The sequence below is a fragment of the Acinetobacter sp. CIP 101934 genome (assembly GCF_000369585.1).
GTDB classification, from domain to species: Bacteria; Pseudomonadota; Gammaproteobacteria; order Pseudomonadales; family Moraxellaceae; genus Acinetobacter; species Acinetobacter schindleri.
Genome location: NZ_KB850094.1, coordinates 144,135 through 161,216 on the forward strand (window position 1 = coordinate 144,135; position 17,082 = coordinate 161,216).

A 17,082-nucleotide genomic window follows, 5' to 3' on the forward strand; every position below is an offset into this window, starting at 1 on the left:
TGGCAAATAAGGAAAAGGGTTGCGCTCGTTGCGGGACTTAACCCAACATCTCACGACACGAGCTGACGACAGCCATGCAGCACCTGTATCTAAGTTCCCGAAGGCACCAATCCATCTCTGGAAAGTTCTTAGTATGTCAAGGCCAGGTAAGGTTCTTCGCGTTGCATCGAATTAAACCACATGCTCCACCGCTTGTGCGGGCCCCCGTCAATTCATTTGAGTTTTAGTCTTGCGACCGTACTCCCCAGGCGGTCTACTTATCGCGTTAGCTGCGCCACTAAAGCCTCAAAGGCCCCAACGGCTAGTAGACATCGTTTACGGCATGGACTACCAGGGTATCTAATCCTGTTTGCTCCCCATGCTTTCGTACCTCAGCGTCAGTATTAGGCCAGATGGCTGCCTTCGCCATCGGTATTCCTCCAGATCTCTACGCATTTCACCGCTACACCTGGAATTCTACCATCCTCTCCCATACTCTAGCTTTCCAGTATCGAATGCAATTCCTAAGTTAAGCTCAGGGATTTCACATCCGACTTAAAAAGCCGCCTACGCACGCTTTACGCCCAGTAAATCCGATTAACGCTCGCACCCTCTGTATTACCGCGGCTGCTGGCACAGAGTTAGCCGGTGCTTATTCTGCGAGTAACGTCCACTCTCTTTAGGTATTAACTAAAGGAGCCTCCTCCTCGCTTAAAGTGCTTTACAACCAAAAGGCCTTCTTCACACACGCGGCATGGCTGGATCAGGCTTCCGCCCATTGTCCAATATTCCCCACTGCTGCCTCCCGTAGGAGTCTGGGCCGTGTCTCAGTCCCAGTGTGGCGGATCATCCTCTCAGACCCGCTACAGATCGTCGCCTTGGTAGGCCTTTACCCCACCAACTAGCTAATCCGACTTAGGCTCATCTATTAGCGCAAGGTCCGAAGATCCCCTGCTTTCCCCCGTAGGGCGTATGCGGTATTAGCGTTCCTTTCGGAACGTTGTCCCCCACTAATAGGCAGATTCCTAAGCATTACTCACCCGTCCGCCGCTAGGTTAGTTACCGAAGCAACCTTCCCCGCTCGACTTGCATGTGTTAAGCCTGCCGCCAGCGTTCAATCTGAGCCATGATCAAACTCTTCAGTTTAAAATCAATAGTGCTTTATTCAAAACACCAAATCTTGGCTCATCAATTTTCTGACATTCATTTCTCAAATAAACTTCGAGTAATTTCTACCATCAATCAATGAAAATAATTTCGATCAATCAACCAGTAAAAATCCACACAAGTTGTTCTTCATAATCTCTTAATGATCTTTCTAACACCTCGTCAGTGCCAGAAGCTGGACTCAAAACACCGGATAACTCAGCGTCTCGCTTCGTTCATCACCGTGTATCTCGTCGGTATGGGTGCATTATAGGGCAATTTCCTACACGTGCAAGTGCTTTTCACTGACACAAATCACGAGTGTACTATTTTTATGCACCAATATGGATCATTTTTATTCTATTATTCACATAACCACATGATTATAAAATAAAAATAACCGTAAAAGATTTCTACATCATTTTTTACTTATTTTTTGCGGGCTTGCTGTTTTAATGCTCACACTATTAATAATAATTGGTTTTAGCGGCACATTTTGATGCATTCCATAGTTGGCAGTTGGAACACCAGCAATTTTATCAATCACATCCATGCCTTTAGTTACTTTACCAAATACTGCATAACCCGCATTCATAGGAGAACGGTTCAAAAAGTTATTATCGACCAGGTTCACAAAGAACTGGGAACGGGCTGAATCTGGCTGGTTCATACGGGCCATGGCTAAAGTGCCACGTGTATTGCTTAAACCATTATAAGATTCATTCTTAATAGTTGACTTATTATTTGGCTTTTCCACCATATTCGCATCAAAGCCGCCCCCCTGTACCATAAAACCTGGAATCACCCGGTGAAAAATGGTGCCTTTATAGAAGTTGTCTTTTATATAGTCTTCAAAGTTTTTGGCAGAGATCGGTGCTTTATCATTATAAAGCTCAATTTCGATATTCCCCATAGAAGTTTTCATTTCAACTATGGAATTGGCCGCCAGTGCTGGTAAAGCTAAAGCTGTTAAAGCTATTGCATATAATGGTTTTTTTAACATTTTTTAACTCATCTACTCAGAAGTAAGGGTTGAGAATCAAGCTATATTAATCTTTGATACCCATTAATGCATTACCCTAACCGACCAATTACAAGAGAATAAGAATGAACGTGCATCGTTTGCAGGAGAAAAATATTCATCAGTTTCCTCCCTGGCATTTACAGGGAGAGGGTTTTATTTTGAATTATTGGATTACACCGCACTTTATCCGTGAATCTCGGAATTTTGGAATTGCTCCTTCTCCGCTGGGCCGTGTTGTACAAGTTATGCTGGTACATTATCACCATTCTCCTGTAGGTCCTTATGACGAGCTACTGATTATGGACCATCCTTTAATAAGTCGAAGACGTCTGTCTACTATTCCAAAGATTTATGTTTCTACGCATGAATCTATTGTTCACGGTCAGCACTTATGGGGGATACCGAAGGAATACGCAGAATTTGAATGGCAGGAACAAGGACAGGAAGTCATTTGTCGAATCACTCATCAAGGGCAAAACATGACTGTTCTTCTGAAGAAATCTAAATCATCACGTTCCTTCTATTTAAATAGCTATCATCTTCCAACATCCATGTTAAAGATTCGACAAACTTGGAAATCGTCACATTATCAGTTTAGCCCGCAATTCAGAGGCTATCTATCCAAACTCGCTCAGGTAGAGTGGCAAAATACTCAATCGATTTTCCCGGATTTTTCCCGCGCTAAATATATACAAAGCTTTTATGTACCTAAATTCAATCTGATCTTTCCCGAAGCCAAGGTACATAAAAAGTAAAAACAGGTGTTTCACGTGAAACACCTTAATTGAGATTTGATTTATTACTCTATATAGATAGAGAGCTATTTTTAACTATGCTTATCCCAGAACTTACGGAAGTGTTTACTCATTTCAATTACATTCTTTTTGGCGCGTCTTGAAATACTGGTCAAATTAATAAAACCATGCGTCTGATCGGTATAATCATGATAATGCACTTTCGCTCCATGCTGACGCAACTTATGTGCATAAATAGCCCCTTCATCATGCAACACATCATGACCAGCAGTAATCAGATAAGTCGGCGGTAAATTTTTCAGGTTGCCATAGGTCGGTGAAATGAGTGGATCATCCAATGCAATTTCATGTCGTTCCACATAATGATAAGTCACCAGTTCGATATCACCATCAGTGAGTACCAGACCATCTTTATAAGCAAAATAGGAAGGATGACGGCTTTTAAAGTCCATGGCTGGATAAAGCAGTAACTGGGCCTGAGGTACATAAACCTTGTCTGCACTGCGCTGAGCTACAACTGCTGCTAAATTGCCACCCGCACTGTCTCCTGCGACTGCAATGCGTTTTTTTAGAATTCTGAGCTGCTTGCTGTGTTGATGCGCCCAAGCCAGTGCATCTTCGCAAACTTGAACAATTTGTGAAGGATGATGTTCCGGCGCCAGAGGATAAGCGACACTTAATACTTGGGCATGCGCGTGTTTGGCCAGCAACCGACAATATTCATCATGTGTGTCCAGACTGCCAATCAGGAAGCCTCCTCCATGATAAAATATAATTAAAGGCAACTTTTTAGCTGGAGCCGGGTGATAGTGACGTGCTTGTACGATGCCACTGTGCAAGGATAACCGGATATCTTCAACCTGGCGAATAGCAGTCGGTTTGGATTTTAGCAATTGCATGCTCTGTTCAAAGAAAATACGTGACTGCGCGATATCTTCTCTGACTATTCCAGTTTTGCCCTGTTTTAACTGCACGGCCATCAGACATTTTACAAAGGGATCCAGTTCAGGATAGTGGTAAGGATAATCCAGACTTCTGACTATTCTTTCCTGAGCAATTTTAGGTAATCGGTCCAGCAGACGTGCTGCTACCCCTTGCCCCTTATCCATCATGGCCTGTAATTGCTGACTCGATATCACCATAGCTTCCCATCCTTATTCGCTTAATTCTTCATATTTTCTACATGATCAGGGTGTATTTTGACCATATTCTTATATAAGTGCCTACATCGACATACAAATTTAGGCAGATCAATAAGCTAATCTCATTTTATCCCCCTGTCATTGACAATTTAAGCTGCTGTTTAGGCGCAAATTGTAGGATTGACCTTAACAAGGAGTGCTCACCTATGGCTGGAAAACTGATATTCGTATCAATTGCGACGAGCTTATTGGCTGTAGGTTGTGTCGCATTCCCTGAAGATGACTATTATGACGGACGTTATAATAGAGCTTATGACTATCGCTATGACCGCGATTACCGTTATGACAACCGTTATGATCGGCAGCGTTGGGAATATGAACAGCAACGACGTTTACAGCAGGAACGTCGCCGAACTGAACTGGAACGTCAGCGACTAGAGCAACAGCGACGCCAGTTAAATGATCAACGTAGAAAACAGATTGAGTTGGATCACAGACGTCAGCAGGAACGCCAGCGTATTGAACAGCAACGCAAAAAAATCAGTAGCAGCCAAGCGGCTAGAAACCGAGCCGAGGCAGAGCGTAAAAAGCGTGGACAGCAGGCAGATACACGTCGCCGAGCAGCTGAACAGCAGCAACGACGTAAAGCTGAACAGAACCGTAATGAACGTGTCAAACGCTGGCAGGAATCACGTCGCTAGAATAGTCAGATTAATCTAAAAATTTGAAAGCGACCTAAACGGCCACTGATCCAGATAAGTTTCATCTATAAAAAAACCCGATCTCGGGCTTTTTTTAATGTCTTTATGAACAGAAATAGATGTTAGATAGCTATTATAGAATAAAACCCCTGAAGCGTATTTCTTCAAGGGTTTTATAGGGTTGTGTTTAAACGAACATCCTCTCGTTTATATGCTTCTCAGCAAATTTTTAAGAACTTCCTGTTCTCGATAAATCAATATTAGGCTGATTCGAGCATCTAACAAAGTAGATATTGTCCTGAATCCTTGTAGGCTTTAACTTACAGCTTTTCTATAAGTGATTGATCACTAGAATTTGAGAAGAAAATTAATAAATTTTACGCAAAAAAAAAGCTTATCTAGAGAGGATAAGCTTGAAAAACACATTTCAAAATAAGAAGAAACTACAGCGATAGAATCTGAAACGAATAATACGAAGTTGATCATTTTTTGTGAAATACTTTATTGCTTAGTTATTAATCGCTTTTATGTCTAAAAAACAATCAATATAAACATTCAGGCAAAAAAATAGCTGAGTCTTGGGGTATTCAGCTATAAAAGAGTAAAACGAATCAGGAACAGTAACCTAGTTCGGCTCTCTCCTTCTGAACCAGGTCACTGTTGATAAAGCTATGATGGTGCTTTTGATTTAACTTTTAAAACAGATAAATATTATTATTTATATCTAAAAATACGATTAAAAATTTTTCTGATTAAAAACATTCTTTTAATGAATGATTTATTTTCTAAAAACTAATTTAAGTACTTATACATTCATCTCTCATCTAATTACTAAGATCAAAACTAACTAAAAATTCTGAGGTTTTTATCTTCAAAACAGAGAAATTGTCTGCTTTTTCTCATTTCAATCCAGTTTGGAATAACAGAAACACAGCCTTTTGCAATAAATCTTAAAATTAATCACTCATTTCGCTTGAATTTTGAAGCCCAGCCCCGACTTCTTTATGTAATTAAGAACTTCCCAAATCATGGCAGTTCAGCATTCACGCAGTTAGCACTGATACCGAAGGACTGTACATGTTTAAGAACCCATTTAAACGGAGTAAATCAATGGCGACTGAGCAAAACGATCAAGCTCAAGAACTTGAGCAAGAGCAAACGGAACAACAAACAGCTCAAGCTGAACCTGAACAAGCTGAAGTTACCGTTGAGTCTTTACAGGAACAAATCGCACAGCTTGAAGGCGATTTAAAACTGGAAAAAGCACGTACTGCAAATGCCGTATATGAGGCACAAAAAAGTGTAGAACGCATTCAGCGCGAATCAGAAAAGCATAAAGATACTGTTTTGGAAAAGTTCTCTAAAGAGCTGTTAGAAACTGTAGATAACCTGGAACGTGCAATTCTCGCTGCGGGTGAAGAACAAGGCCCGTTACGGGAAGGCGTAGAACTAACCTTAAAAGGTTTACTGACAACATTAGAAAAATTTGGTGTGGTCGTAGTTGATACCGAGAATGGTTTTAATGCCGAGTTACATCAGGCAGTTGGTATTGCACCAGATACCAAAGCCAATGAGATCGGTACAGTCTTGCAAAAAGGCTATGCCCTGAACGGCCGTTTATTACGTCCTGCCATGGTCATGGTTGGCGCTTAAGCCAAATAAATTCGGGAGTTTGTGAAATTTTTCAAAAAATTTACTTGAAAAAAATCGAACGGCTCTCATATCGGATAACAAGTGTAAATCACAAAAAAATTTTAGAGGAAACATCCAAATGGCTAAAATCATTGGTATTGACTTAGGTACTACAAACTCATGTGTTGCAGTACTTGAAGGCGACAAAGTTAAAGTTATCGAAAACGCTGAAGGCGCACGTACAACTCCATCTATTATTGCGTACAAAGATGGTGAAATTCTGGTTGGTCAATCAGCTAAACGCCAAGCGGTAACGAACCCTAAAAACACATTATTCGCGATTAAACGTCTGATCGGTCGTCGTTATGAAGACCAGGCAGTACAAAAAGATATCGGTCTGGTGCCTTATAAAATCCTGAAAGCTGACAATGGCGATGCTTGGGTTGAAGTAAACGATAAGAAACTTGCACCACAACAGATCTCTGCAGAAGTTCTGAAAAAAATGAAGAAAACTGCAGAAGACTATCTGGGTGAAACAGTGACTGAAGCGGTGATTACTGTTCCTGCTTACTTCAATGATGCGCAACGTCAAGCTACCAAAGATGCAGGCCGAATTGCAGGCTTAGAAGTTAAACGTATCATCAACGAACCAACTGCTGCTGCACTTGCGTTCGGTATGGACAAGAAAGAAGGCGACCGTAAAGTTGCTGTATACGACTTGGGTGGTGGTACTTTCGACGTATCAATCATTGAAATTGCTGACCTTGATGGCGACCAGCAAATTGAAGTGTTATCTACCAACGGTGATACATTCCTGGGTGGTGAAGACTTCGATAACGCATTAATCGACTATCTAGTTGAAGAGTTCAAGAAAGAACAAAACGTGAATCTGAAAAACGATCCACTTGCATTACAACGTCTGAAAGAAGCTGCTGAAAAAGCAAAAATCGAGCTTTCTTCTTCTAACGCAACTGAAATCAACCTTCCATACATCACTGCAGATGCGACTGGTCCTAAACACTTAGTGATCAACGTTACTCGTGCAAAACTTGAAGGTTTGGTTGCTGACCTGGTTGCGCGTACGATTGAGCCTTGCCGTATTGCACTTAAAGACGCTGGTCTTTCGACTTCTGACATCTCTGACGTAATCCTGGTGGGTGGTCAGTCTCGTATGCCAATGGTTCAACAGAAAGTTCAAGAATTCTTTGGTCGTGAGCCACGTAGAGATGTGAACCCTGACGAAGCGGTAGCAATGGGTGCTGCGATTCAAGGTGCGGTATTGTCTGGTGACAAAACTGACGTACTTCTGCTTGATGTAACGCCTTTAACACTTGGTATTGAAACCATGGGCGGTGTATTGACTCCAATCATCGAGAAAAATACCACGATTCCTGCGAAAAAATCGCAAGTGTTCTCAACTGCTGCGGACAACCAGCCTGCTGTAGACATTTCGGTTTACCAAGGTGAACGTAAAATGGCGCAGCAAAACAAATTGTTGGGTAATTTCCAGTTAGGTGACATCCCACCAGCTCCACGTGGTGTGCCACAAATTGAAGTATCGTTCGACATCAACGCCGATGGTATCTTGAAAGTATCTGCGAAAGACAAGAGCACTGGTAAAGAGCAATCTATCCAGATCAAAGCAAACTCAGGTTTGTCTGATGCTGAAATCGAAGCAATGATCAAAGATGCTGAAGCGAATGCTGAAGAAGACCGTAAGTTTGAAGAGCTGGCTAAAGCACGTAACGAAGCGGATGCCTTGGTTTCTTCTGCTCAAAAAGCAGTGAAAGATCTTGGTGAACAAGTGACTGCTGACGAAAAAACTGCAATCGAAACTGCAGTGTCTGAGTTAGAAGCGTCAACTAAAGAAAATGATGTAGAAGCGATCAAAGCGAAAACTGAAGCGCTGCAAAACATCATCATGCCGATTACTCAACGTGCTTATGAAGCAGCTCAAGGCCAAGGCGGTGCGCAAGGTTTTGATCCAAATGCTTTCCAAGGCGGTGAAGGTCAACAACAAAAAGCGGATGATGGCGTTGTAGATGCTGAGTTCACTGAAGTGAAAGATGATAAAAAATAATTTATCAGCTTAAGCTTAAAAAAGACCGCGCGAAAGCGCGGTTTTTTTATGCCTAGACTTGAAAGAATTAATGGAAAATTACCAAAATTGGATCGTATTTTCAGGCAAAGCTGTTTAAGTTAAATCAAATATTAAAATATCCTGAACTTATGAAAATTCTTATTTTGTGGCCTTTACTCAGTTACTTGAGCCTGACAGCCTGTAGCTTCCCTGTTTCAAATTCGCCCTCTCAAATCACTTCAACTCAATCTATTCAAGCTATTGCAAAGTTATTTGATCAGGCACAAAGCTCTGGCGTTTTAGTAATTCAACGGGGTCCACATCTACAGGTCTATGGCAATGATTTGAGTCGTGCACATACCGAATATGTTCCTGCTTCAACCTTTAAAATATTTAATGCTCTGATTGGCCTGCAACATGGTAAAGCCACGACCAATGAAATCTTTAAATGGGATGGCAAGAAGCGCAGTTTTGCAGCCTGGGAAAAAGACATGACTCTCGGCCAAGCCATGCAAGCTTCTGCTGTACCCGTCTATCAGGAACTAGCACGTCGCATTGGCCTTGAATTGATGGAACAGGAAGTGAGACGTATTCAATTCGGCAATCAACATATTGGGCAGCAGGTCGATAACTTCTGGTTGGTAGGCCCTTTGAAAATCACTCCAAAACAGGAAGTCGAATTTGTCTCTGCGCTTGCTCAAGAGCAGCTTGCCTTTGATCCTCAAGTCCAGCAACAAGTCAAAGCCATGTTACTTTTACAGGAACAGCAAGCTTATCGCCTATATGCCAAATCCGGTTGGGGCATGGATGTGGAACCGCAAGTCGGCTGGCTCACCGGCTGGGTTGAAACACCGCAGGCTGAAATCGTGGCATTTTCACTGAATATGCAGATGCAAAGTAATATGGATCCGGCGATCCGTCTTAAAATTTTGCAGCAGGCCTTGGCCGAATTAGGGCTTTATCCGAAAGCTGAAGGGTAACGTAAATAGGCATGGGAAAAACGCCAAATTTAAGCTATATTTTTAAAAATAAACATTTAAATAAAAAATATGCGTCTTTTGCTCTGTCTAGTCGTAGTGGTATTACTAGTTGCAGGTTTTCTGCATCTACAGACCCAGTCTCATCCGCAGCTAAAATTCAACTCTCTGACTGACCGACTCACCCATCCTTTTGATACGCGCTTACGCTTTAAGGTGGATCAGGTTGACCCGGGTTTTGGACTGACCCGTGAAGAAGTGATTCAACTGGCACAAGAAGCCGTTGAGATCTGGCATAGTGGTACTGGCCGTGATGACCTGATGGTCTATGATGAAAATGCGCAGCTCAGCATCAAGCTCATTTATGATCACCGCCAGCAGGAATATGATGCACTGAAAAAAACCACACAGAAATTACTTCGCGATGAAGCCCAATATCAACGTCAGGCAGAAAACCTGACCGCCTCCCGAAATCATCTGGATCAGCAACAGCGTCAGCTGTTAGAGCAGCGCAATCTGCTACAACTCCAGTTCGAGCAACTCATGCTACGGCGCAATCAGCCGGGACTTTCTGCTCATCAACGTCAGCAGTTGCAACAGGAATTTAACGAGCTTCAATTCAGGTCAGAACGTTTCCAGCGTGAAGCAGAATATCTGCAGCAACAACAATTATCTTTTAATACTCAGATTTCCGCCTATCAAAGCAGTGTTCAGTCTCACCATAACAATATCAATCAGGCACAACAGCGCTTTCCGCCACGCCAGTTCCATAAAGGGATTTTTAAAGGCGATGAAATCCATATCTATCAGTTTGATGCGCAAGATGACTTGCGTCTAACACTGGCACATGAACTGGGTCATGCCTTGGGTTTATTGCATCATGGCGATCCTGAAGCACTGATGTATCCGGTATTAGGTGAACAAAAGCTGGAAAATTTTGAACTGCGCCCGGCAGATAAGACTTTGCTTTATACACGTAAATCTTAAGCAATTTAATTCCTTATAAGTTTTATGTCTTTATTATCTTTTTGAACGACCATAGTCGATGATTTCATGTTATTGTGAGCATCTATCATTCACCAAAGCCCTCTGTGGAGATCGGCATGAGTTATTACCATATCCTGATTGAAGCCAATGATCATATCAGTACAATTGATGAAACTCGTGATATCGAAATCTTTGATATTGTAGAACTTCAGCCTTATTTGCATGCGATTCTGCTCCCTTATTTCAATGAGCAGCTGATTGAACTTGAGGATGAAAATATTGCTTACCAGGACATTCTGCATTTAGAAGTGAGGCAAACTCTGCTGCCGATCAACGACCTGATTGAGGAAGAACAAAAACTGTTACCAAGTGATACCGACATTACTATCACAGCTTATGAGATTTTTAATAATCGTGAGCTGAGTCAGGATGTGACGACAGTGATCTTTGACCTGCTTGAAGCGGTGAAACTTGAGGCTTAAATATAAAAATAGCGTATAAAAAAGTCCTCATTTTGAGGACTTTTGATTTCTATGGTCTAAATCTCAATCATGTTTAGATCGAGAAAGATGAACCACAGCCACATGTAGTCGTAGCATTCGGGTTTTGTACCACAAAGCGTGAACCTTCCAGCCCTTCAATATAGTCAACGACTGAACCTACCAGATACTGATAGCTGAGTGAGTCGACCAGCATCTTCACATCGCCGTTAATAAATTCTGCATCATCTTCATTCTGGCTTTCAGCAAAGTTGAAGCCATAAGAGAAACCTGAACAGCCGCCACCAGTCACATAGACACGTAGCATAAGATCTTGGTTACCTTCACTGTCACGCAATTGGCGTACTTTATTGGCAGCATTGTCAGTCAGCACAAGTGCTTGAGCATTCATGATGGATTCCTCTGTTCGGTTCGGGCATCTTTAAAAAGAAAAGACCATATTTCAAGTATAGCATACTCAATATATGGTCAGTCTTTGTAAATTAAAGCTTAATCAGAGTAAATTTATCAGGATTGTTTATAATTTTCATCCTGTAGTGCACACTCAAAGTTTTTCGGGTCCTGCTTACAGCGGAACTGCCATAATAGCTTCATCATACGTTTGTCATAAATACCGCGCTTCGTTAGATCAATCCGCGCTTCACGCATCATTTTCTGATAACCGGGTTTGTCTGCTGCTGGAATATCCATCCAGTATTTAGAGGGAATATCAGCTTTCATTTTACCTAAAATTCCAAAAGCGCGTGGCAACTCCCCTTTCACCCATTCACGTGACTTTTGCCCAAAACCTACCGGGAATTTATCTGGGCGGATGATGATATTGCCTGTCACCTGTAAAATCGGATAATTCACAATTGCACCTTTGCTACCTAGACCTTTATGCAGTTCTAAGGGTTTGAATACGGCAGCAGGTGCGCCAATGATATCAACCTGACCATTGTTAAACTTGGCACCGAAGTTGGTGACATCAGCGCTGACCGCCTGTGCACCTACCTGTTGCACCATGATTTTTTGCGCTTCGTCATAATCCAGTACAGCAATTTTTTTGCCTGCTGCTTTAGCTACGGTATTAATACTGCGGTCATTGACCAGCAGGAAAGCATCACCCACTGGAATGACTCCGGCGACTTCATATTTGCCTTGTAACATATGTTTGGCAAAAGTCTTGCTTGCCAGTCCTTGCATTACTTTAACCGCCAGATTCAGATCTGGGATCGCACCAATGGCATCCAGTGAACCGGTAAAATTATTGAACTGGCGTCCGCGCATCCCCGTGACGCTAATACCATCACATTTCCCGGCTTTAAAGTCTTCTGCAACCACAGCTTCATTGGTATTTACCCGCAGCTCGATATTTGCACCCCAGTTTTTTGCAGCCAGCTGATAATCTTTCATCACAGCGTACACATCGCCATTCTTACCGACCAGATCAAATACACAGACGATTTGCTTCGCCTGTACTATACCGGACGCTGTGACCATGCTTGTACCGAGTGCGAGCGCCTTCAACCAAGTTTTCATATTTTATTCCTTAAAAAATTGTTTTTGTTTTCTCAAGACTGCTGCATATCATTGTTTTTATAAGAAAGATGACAGCATGACTGATATTCATTCTAATCATTTTCAAGTCGCAGGCAATGGCAAAGTTGCCTGCCTTAACATAAAGAAAGCCTGGAATTTTCCAGGCTTTTTTCCTTTTAAAATCAGTTTATTCACCCGGCAGTGAACATTCGAAGTTTGCCTTATCGACAGAACAGCGGGCACGTTTCAGTACACTCATCATAGAAGCATCATAGATTCCCCGCTTGGTCATATCCATACGACCATCACGAAGCATTTTTTGATATTTGGTCTTGTCTTCTGCACTCAGGTTCATTTTATATTTGGCTGGAATACCGGATTCTAAACGGTTGATCATCGCCATGCTCTTTGGCAAGTTCTTAACAAACCAATCACGTGATTTCTGTCCAAAACCTGCCGGGAAGCTTTCAGGACGGATCACAAAGTCTGAAGTGACATGCAGCACCGGGAAGTTAAACATCGCGCCACTATTACCCAAGCCTTTATAGATTTCTAGCGGCTTATAAGCATAAGCAGGTGCACCTACCATATCTACCTGACCATTATTAAACTTGGCCACAAAGTTGGATACATCAGACACGACTGCCTGGGCACCTACACGCTGTACCATGATTTTTTGTGCATCGTCATAGCCCAGCACAGCAAACTTTTTACCGGCGGCTTTTTCAATCGAGTTGATGTTTTTGTCACGTACAAAGATAAAAGCCGAGCCCAGTGGTGCAATACCGGCAATTTCATATTTTTTGCCGCCTAAATTACTGACCATCTTGGCAGCATTACGTTTATCCAAAGCAAAGGTAATGGCACGCTGTGCAATCGCATTGCTTGGCACGCCGCCTAGCGCATCAATAGAGCCAGCAAATTTATTGTATTGACGTGCACGCATCGCCGTCATAAATACGCCGTCACATTTACCCGCTTTAAAATCATTATCTGCAACTGCTTCATCCTGACGGGCAATCAGATTAATTTCTGCCCCCCATGATTTTGCTGCCAGTGCCCATTCCTGAGCCATCTGAAAAGACTCACCAGATTTGCCCAGTAAGTCGAAAACACAGATATCGACTTTTTTCGCTTGCGCTGTACCTGCGAAACTAACGGCAGAAAACGCCGCCAATGCTAGAAGTGTTTTTTTCATTCTAATAATCCTTGCAAAATCTTGTTCTTCGATGGAGTTTCCATACTTGTGACAAATATTAGCAAGTTTCTTTAAAAAAAATAGAGTATTTACTCCATTATATTTAGGGAGTTTGTCCCCTATTATCAAAATGTGTCCCGTATTCACATTTTGGATATAAGGAAGTCCATAGATATCAATTTTTTAGCGATTTATTTAAAATCCTAAAAACTTACATTTTTTTAATTCAATTTACAAACAAATACATTAGAGCACTATTCTCCGCCTAATGAGCATTCAAAATTGGTACGTTCTACCGTACAACGCGCACGTTTCAATACCCGCATCATATTTGGGTCATAGATGCCCTGATTAGTCAGATCAATCCGGCCATCTCGGAGAATTTTCTGGTAACTGGTATAGTCCTCACGACTTAAATTTAGCGTATATTTAGCTGGAATTTCTGCTTCCATACGTTTAACAGTAGCAATGGTTTTCGGTAACTGTTTGATGAACCAGGCACGTGAGTGTGCTGCAAATTTGTCCGGAAATTTATTTGGCCGAATAATTAAATCTGCCGTCACATTTACTACAGGGAACTTGATCATTGCACCTTTATTCCCCAAGCCCTTAGACAGTTCTAGCGGCTTAAAAGCATAAGCAGGTGCAGCCACAATATCGACTTCGCCCTGATTAAAACGGCGAATAAAATTAGAAATTTCCGACATAACTGGCACAGCTTCAATCCTATTTACCATGACTTTTTGTGCATAGTCATAATGCAAAACTGCAAATTTCTTATCTTTAACCTGTTCAATCTTGTTTATGGCACGATCCCGTACAAAAATATATGCCGTACCAATTTGCACAATTCCGGCAACTTCAAACTTGTCTTTACCAATGGTAGACACCAGACGTTTGGCATTACGCTGATCCAGTACATAGCTAATGGCTTTCATGGCAATATCATTGCTAGGCACACCACCAATAGCATCAATTGAACCGGCAAATTTGTTATAGGCCCGGGCACGCATGGAGGTCATAAACAGTCCATCACATTTGCCTGCTTTAAAGTCCTGATCGACTTTGGCTTCATCCTGATAAGCAAGAAGTTGTACTTCAGTCCCCCATTGCTTGCTCACTAACTGCCATTCTTCTAGTAACTTGTAAGATTCACCAGATTTGCCCAATAAATCAAAGACGCAGATATCTACCTTGGCAAAACTCATATTTGAGGCAAGTACAGTCAAGGCTGCTAAAATCAAAGATCCTTTTTTCATTTTGCTCTACTCTATTTATTCTTGGTTATTTTTTACTGAAATTTATATTTCAATATCATCTTGTTTTGTCATTAAAAACACCTGTTCTATTTAAACATAGATTCAAAAATATGAATCTATGTTATGGATGAAGTGCAGGATCCTGTGAATTCTCCAGCAAGATTTTTTTATTTTGATGGGCTTTCCTTTAGAATAGCGCCATTCTTCTTGTCGAATGTCAGTACAGTTCCATGATTCAGTTAGATCAGTTAACCATACGCCGCGGTGGACGCATCCTTTTCCAGAAAGCCTCCATGCAATTGCATCCTGGATGGAAAATTGGCCTGACCGGTGTCAATGGAGCCGGTAAGTCGACCCTATTTTCAGCACTCTTGGGTGGAATTGAATCTGACAGTGGTTCCCTGACCCGTCCTGCAGTCTGGACTGTGGCGCATATGGCCCAGGAAATCAAAGCCTTGAATATGAAGGCGATTGATTTTGTCCTGTCCGGTGATGAGGAATACTGGGATATCCAACAAAAGCTGAATCATCCTGAACAACTGGATGATGCTGAACTGGCACGCCTCTATGGCCGCTTTGACGAAATTTCCGGTTATGTAGCACCCTCTAAGGCTTCACAGCTGATGGCAGGTTTAGGCTTTATGGATTATCAATCCGAGCTGGATGTTGCCAGTTTTTCGGGGGGATGGCGTATGCGTCTGAATCTGGCGCGTACCCTGATGAGCCGTTCTGATCTGTTATTACTGGATGAACCGACCAACCATTTAGATTTAGATGCGATTCTTTGGCTAGAAGATTGGCTCAAAGCCTATGAAGGCACCTTGGTGCTGATTTCACATGACCGGGATTTCCTGGATGCCATTACCGATCATATTTTACATATCGAAAATCAGGAACTGACCTTATATACCGGTAACTATTCGACTTTCGAGCGCACCCGTAGCGAACGTCTAGCCCAGCAGCAACAAGCCTATGAAAAGCAGCTTGAAGTGCGTGCCCATCTGCAAAAATTTATTGACCGTTTTAAGGCCAAAGCTACCAAGGCAAAACAGGCCCAGAGCCGAATCAAGCAGCTGGAGCGTATGCAGGAACTCTCTGTTGCGCATGTAGATACACCGTTTACTTTCAGCTTCCGTGAACCAACCAAAATGAGTTCACCATTACTACAGCTAGAAAATGCCGATATCGGTTATGGCGACAAGCTGATTGTACGTAATATCAGCCTGCAAATTACTCCGAATAGCCGTATTGGTCTGCTGGGGATGAATGGTGCTGGTAAATCGACTTTGATTAAATCTCTCGTCGGTGATTTAGCTTTAATTAAAGGTCTTCGTAAAGACTCGGAATTGTTAAATATTGGCTACTTTGCCCAGCACCAGATGGATGCACTGGATGGTAGCGCCAGTCCGATGTTGCAGCTGGCACGTATTGCTGATCCTAAAATCAGTGAGGCCAGCTTGCGTTCTTTCCTCGGCAGCTTCGGCTTTAGCGGCGAACGCATGGATACACCAAGTGAAAGTTTCTCGGGTGGTGAACGTGCCCGTTTAGCACTTGCATTAATCGTATGGCAACGTCCAAACGTGCTGATTTTGGATGAACCAACCAACCATCTGGATCTGGATATGCGTCATGCTTTAACGATGGCACTACAAGATTTTGAGGGTGCTGTCGTGCTGGTTTCGCATGAACGTCAGCTGATCGCCAGTGTCTGTGATGAGCTACTGTTAGTTCATAACGGCAAATGTACTGAATTTGATGGCGATCTGGTGGCTTATGCCGAGTGGTTACGTCAGGCACGTGCAGAATTATTAAAAAATGCGCCTAAAACTGCTGAAGTGGTGAAAACACAGCAAGCTGAAGCGAAACCTGTACCAAATAAAATGGATAAAGAAGCCCAACGCAAGGAGGCTGCTCGCCAACGTGAGCAGACTCGGCCGATTCGCAAAAATATTGAAAAATGTGAAAGCCAGATCGGAAAGTTGCAGCCAAAACTCGCAGCAATTGAAGAAAAGCTGGCAGATACTGGTCTGTATGATGCAGCGCGTAAGGATGAATTGCTTAAGCTCATGAATGAGCAGACTGAATTGAAAGCACAACTGGAAACTGTTGAAGAACAGATGCTGGAACTGATGATGGAATTAGAAGAACTGGAACAGCCTTTCCAAGAAAGCTAATTTTAAT

General features: G+C 42.3%; 14 protein-coding genes and 1 other annotated feature. Of the genes, 8 read left to right on the top strand and 6 right to left on the bottom strand.

Going from position 1 to position 17,082, the window contains the following annotated elements:
• Positions 1–247: 247 nt before the first annotated feature.
• Positions 248–1,117, bottom strand: a sequence feature (16S ribosomal RNA rRNA prediction is too short).
• A 426-nt stretch (positions 1,118–1,543) separates the two neighbouring features.
• Positions 1,544–2,128: a peptidylprolyl isomerase gene (locus F899_RS01215; RefSeq protein WP_004814048.1), complete on the bottom strand. Its 585-nt coding sequence runs from the start codon at positions 2,126–2,128 to the stop codon at positions 1,544–1,546.
• A 104-nt stretch (positions 2,129–2,232) separates the two neighbouring features.
• On the opposite strand from F899_RS01215, the gene F899_RS01220 reads away from it, so the two are divergent.
• A complete protein-coding gene (locus tag F899_RS01220; RefSeq protein WP_004814046.1) occupies positions 2,233–2,904 on the top strand; it encodes an acetoacetate decarboxylase family protein in 672 nt (223 codons plus the stop codon).
• Between the two features lie 71 nt (positions 2,905–2,975).
• On the opposite strand, the gene F899_RS01225 is transcribed toward F899_RS01220, so the two are convergent.
• Positions 2,976–4,046 (bottom strand): alpha/beta hydrolase, encoded by a 1,071-nt coding sequence (locus F899_RS01225; RefSeq protein WP_004814044.1) that lies wholly within the window; start codon positions 4,044–4,046, stop codon positions 2,976–2,978.
• Positions 4,047–4,252: 206 nt separating this feature from the next.
• On the opposite strand from F899_RS01225, the gene F899_RS01230 reads away from it, so the two are divergent.
• The 6 genes from F899_RS01230 to F899_RS01255 all read left to right on the top strand — a co-directional run bounded on the left by F899_RS01230 (position 4,253) and on the right by F899_RS01255 (position 10,905).
• Positions 4,253–4,747 (top strand): hypothetical protein, encoded by a 495-nt coding sequence (locus F899_RS01230; protein ID WP_004814042.1) that lies wholly within the window; start codon positions 4,253–4,255, stop codon positions 4,745–4,747.
• A gap of 1,110 nt (positions 4,748–5,857) precedes the next feature.
• Positions 5,858–6,400 (top strand): nucleotide exchange factor GrpE, encoded by a 543-nt coding sequence (grpE, locus tag F899_RS01235; RefSeq protein ID WP_004814040.1) that lies wholly within the window; start codon positions 5,858–5,860, stop codon positions 6,398–6,400.
• 118 nt (positions 6,401–6,518) lie between these two features.
• Complete coding sequence (gene dnaK, locus F899_RS01240; protein WP_005220446.1) at positions 6,519–8,459, top strand: molecular chaperone DnaK; 1,941 nt, start codon at positions 6,519–6,521, stop codon at positions 8,457–8,459.
• A gap of 149 nt (positions 8,460–8,608) precedes the next feature.
• Complete coding sequence (locus tag F899_RS01245; RefSeq protein WP_005220450.1) at positions 8,609–9,439, top strand: OXA-134 family carbapenem-hydrolyzing class D beta-lactamase OXA-278; 831 nt, start codon at positions 8,609–8,611, stop codon at positions 9,437–9,439.
• A 69-nt stretch (positions 9,440–9,508) separates the two neighbouring features.
• On the top strand, positions 9,509–10,423 hold the full coding sequence (locus F899_RS01250; RefSeq protein WP_005220452.1) for a matrixin family metalloprotease: 915 nt from the start codon (positions 9,509–9,511) through the stop codon (positions 10,421–10,423).
• A 104-nt stretch (positions 10,424–10,527) separates the two neighbouring features.
• Positions 10,528–10,905: a hypothetical protein gene (locus tag F899_RS01255; RefSeq protein ID WP_171063867.1), complete on the top strand. Its 378-nt coding sequence runs from the start codon at positions 10,528–10,530 to the stop codon at positions 10,903–10,905.
• A gap of 73 nt (positions 10,906–10,978) precedes the next feature.
• On the opposite strand, the gene erpA is transcribed toward F899_RS01255, so the two are convergent.
• The 4 genes from erpA to F899_RS01275 all read right to left on the bottom strand — a co-directional run bounded on the left by erpA (position 10,979) and on the right by F899_RS01275 (position 14,901).
• Complete coding sequence (erpA, locus tag F899_RS01260) at positions 10,979–11,314, bottom strand: iron-sulfur cluster insertion protein ErpA (protein ID WP_004814030.1); 336 nt, start codon at positions 11,312–11,314, stop codon at positions 10,979–10,981.
• A gap of 116 nt (positions 11,315–11,430) precedes the next feature.
• Positions 11,431–12,444, bottom strand: coding sequence for a putative solute-binding protein (locus F899_RS01265; RefSeq protein WP_005220456.1), 1,014 nt, complete (start codon positions 12,442–12,444; stop codon positions 11,431–11,433).
• A 187-nt stretch (positions 12,445–12,631) separates the two neighbouring features.
• A complete protein-coding gene (locus tag F899_RS01270) occupies positions 12,632–13,642 on the bottom strand; it encodes a putative solute-binding protein (RefSeq protein ID WP_005220458.1) in 1,011 nt (336 codons plus the stop codon).
• 254 nt (positions 13,643–13,896) lie between these two features.
• Positions 13,897–14,901, bottom strand: a complete 1,005-nt coding sequence (locus F899_RS01275) for a putative solute-binding protein (protein WP_005220459.1) — start codon at positions 14,899–14,901, stop codon at positions 13,897–13,899.
• Positions 14,902–15,131: 230 nt separating this feature from the next.
• On the opposite strand from F899_RS01275, the gene F899_RS01280 reads away from it, so the two are divergent.
• Complete coding sequence (locus F899_RS01280; RefSeq protein ID WP_005220461.1) at positions 15,132–17,075, top strand: ATP-binding cassette domain-containing protein; 1,944 nt, start codon at positions 15,132–15,134, stop codon at positions 17,073–17,075.
• Positions 17,076–17,082 lie beyond the last annotated feature (7 nt).

Coding starts and splice junctions, on each gene's coding strand:
- F899_RS01215 (WP_004814048.1), bottom strand. CDS start 2,128: ATGTTAAAAAAACCATTATATGCAATAGCTTTAACAGCTTTAGCTTTA.
- F899_RS01220 (WP_004814046.1), top strand. CDS start 2,233: ATGAACGTGCATCGTTTGCAGGAGAAAAATATTCATCAGTTTCCTCCC.
- F899_RS01225 (WP_004814044.1), bottom strand. CDS start 4,046: ATGGTGATATCGAGTCAGCAATTACAGGCCATGATGGATAAGGGGCAA.
- F899_RS01230 (WP_004814042.1), top strand. CDS start 4,253: ATGGCTGGAAAACTGATATTCGTATCAATTGCGACGAGCTTATTGGCT.
- grpE (WP_004814040.1), top strand. CDS start 5,858: ATGGCGACTGAGCAAAACGATCAAGCTCAAGAACTTGAGCAAGAGCAA.
- dnaK (WP_005220446.1), top strand. CDS start 6,519: ATGGCTAAAATCATTGGTATTGACTTAGGTACTACAAACTCATGTGTT.
- F899_RS01245 (WP_005220450.1), top strand. CDS start 8,609: ATGAAAATTCTTATTTTGTGGCCTTTACTCAGTTACTTGAGCCTGACA.
- F899_RS01250 (WP_005220452.1), top strand. CDS start 9,509: ATGCGTCTTTTGCTCTGTCTAGTCGTAGTGGTATTACTAGTTGCAGGT.
- erpA (WP_004814030.1), bottom strand. CDS start 11,314: ATGAATGCTCAAGCACTTGTGCTGACTGACAATGCTGCCAATAAAGTA.
- F899_RS01265 (WP_005220456.1), bottom strand. CDS start 12,444: ATGAAAACTTGGTTGAAGGCGCTCGCACTCGGTACAAGCATGGTCACA.
- F899_RS01270 (WP_005220458.1), bottom strand. CDS start 13,642: ATGAAAAAAACACTTCTAGCATTGGCGGCGTTTTCTGCCGTTAGTTTC.
- F899_RS01275 (WP_005220459.1), bottom strand. CDS start 14,901: ATGAAAAAAGGATCTTTGATTTTAGCAGCCTTGACTGTACTTGCCTCA.
- F899_RS01280 (WP_005220461.1), top strand. CDS start 15,132: ATGATTCAGTTAGATCAGTTAACCATACGCCGCGGTGGACGCATCCTT.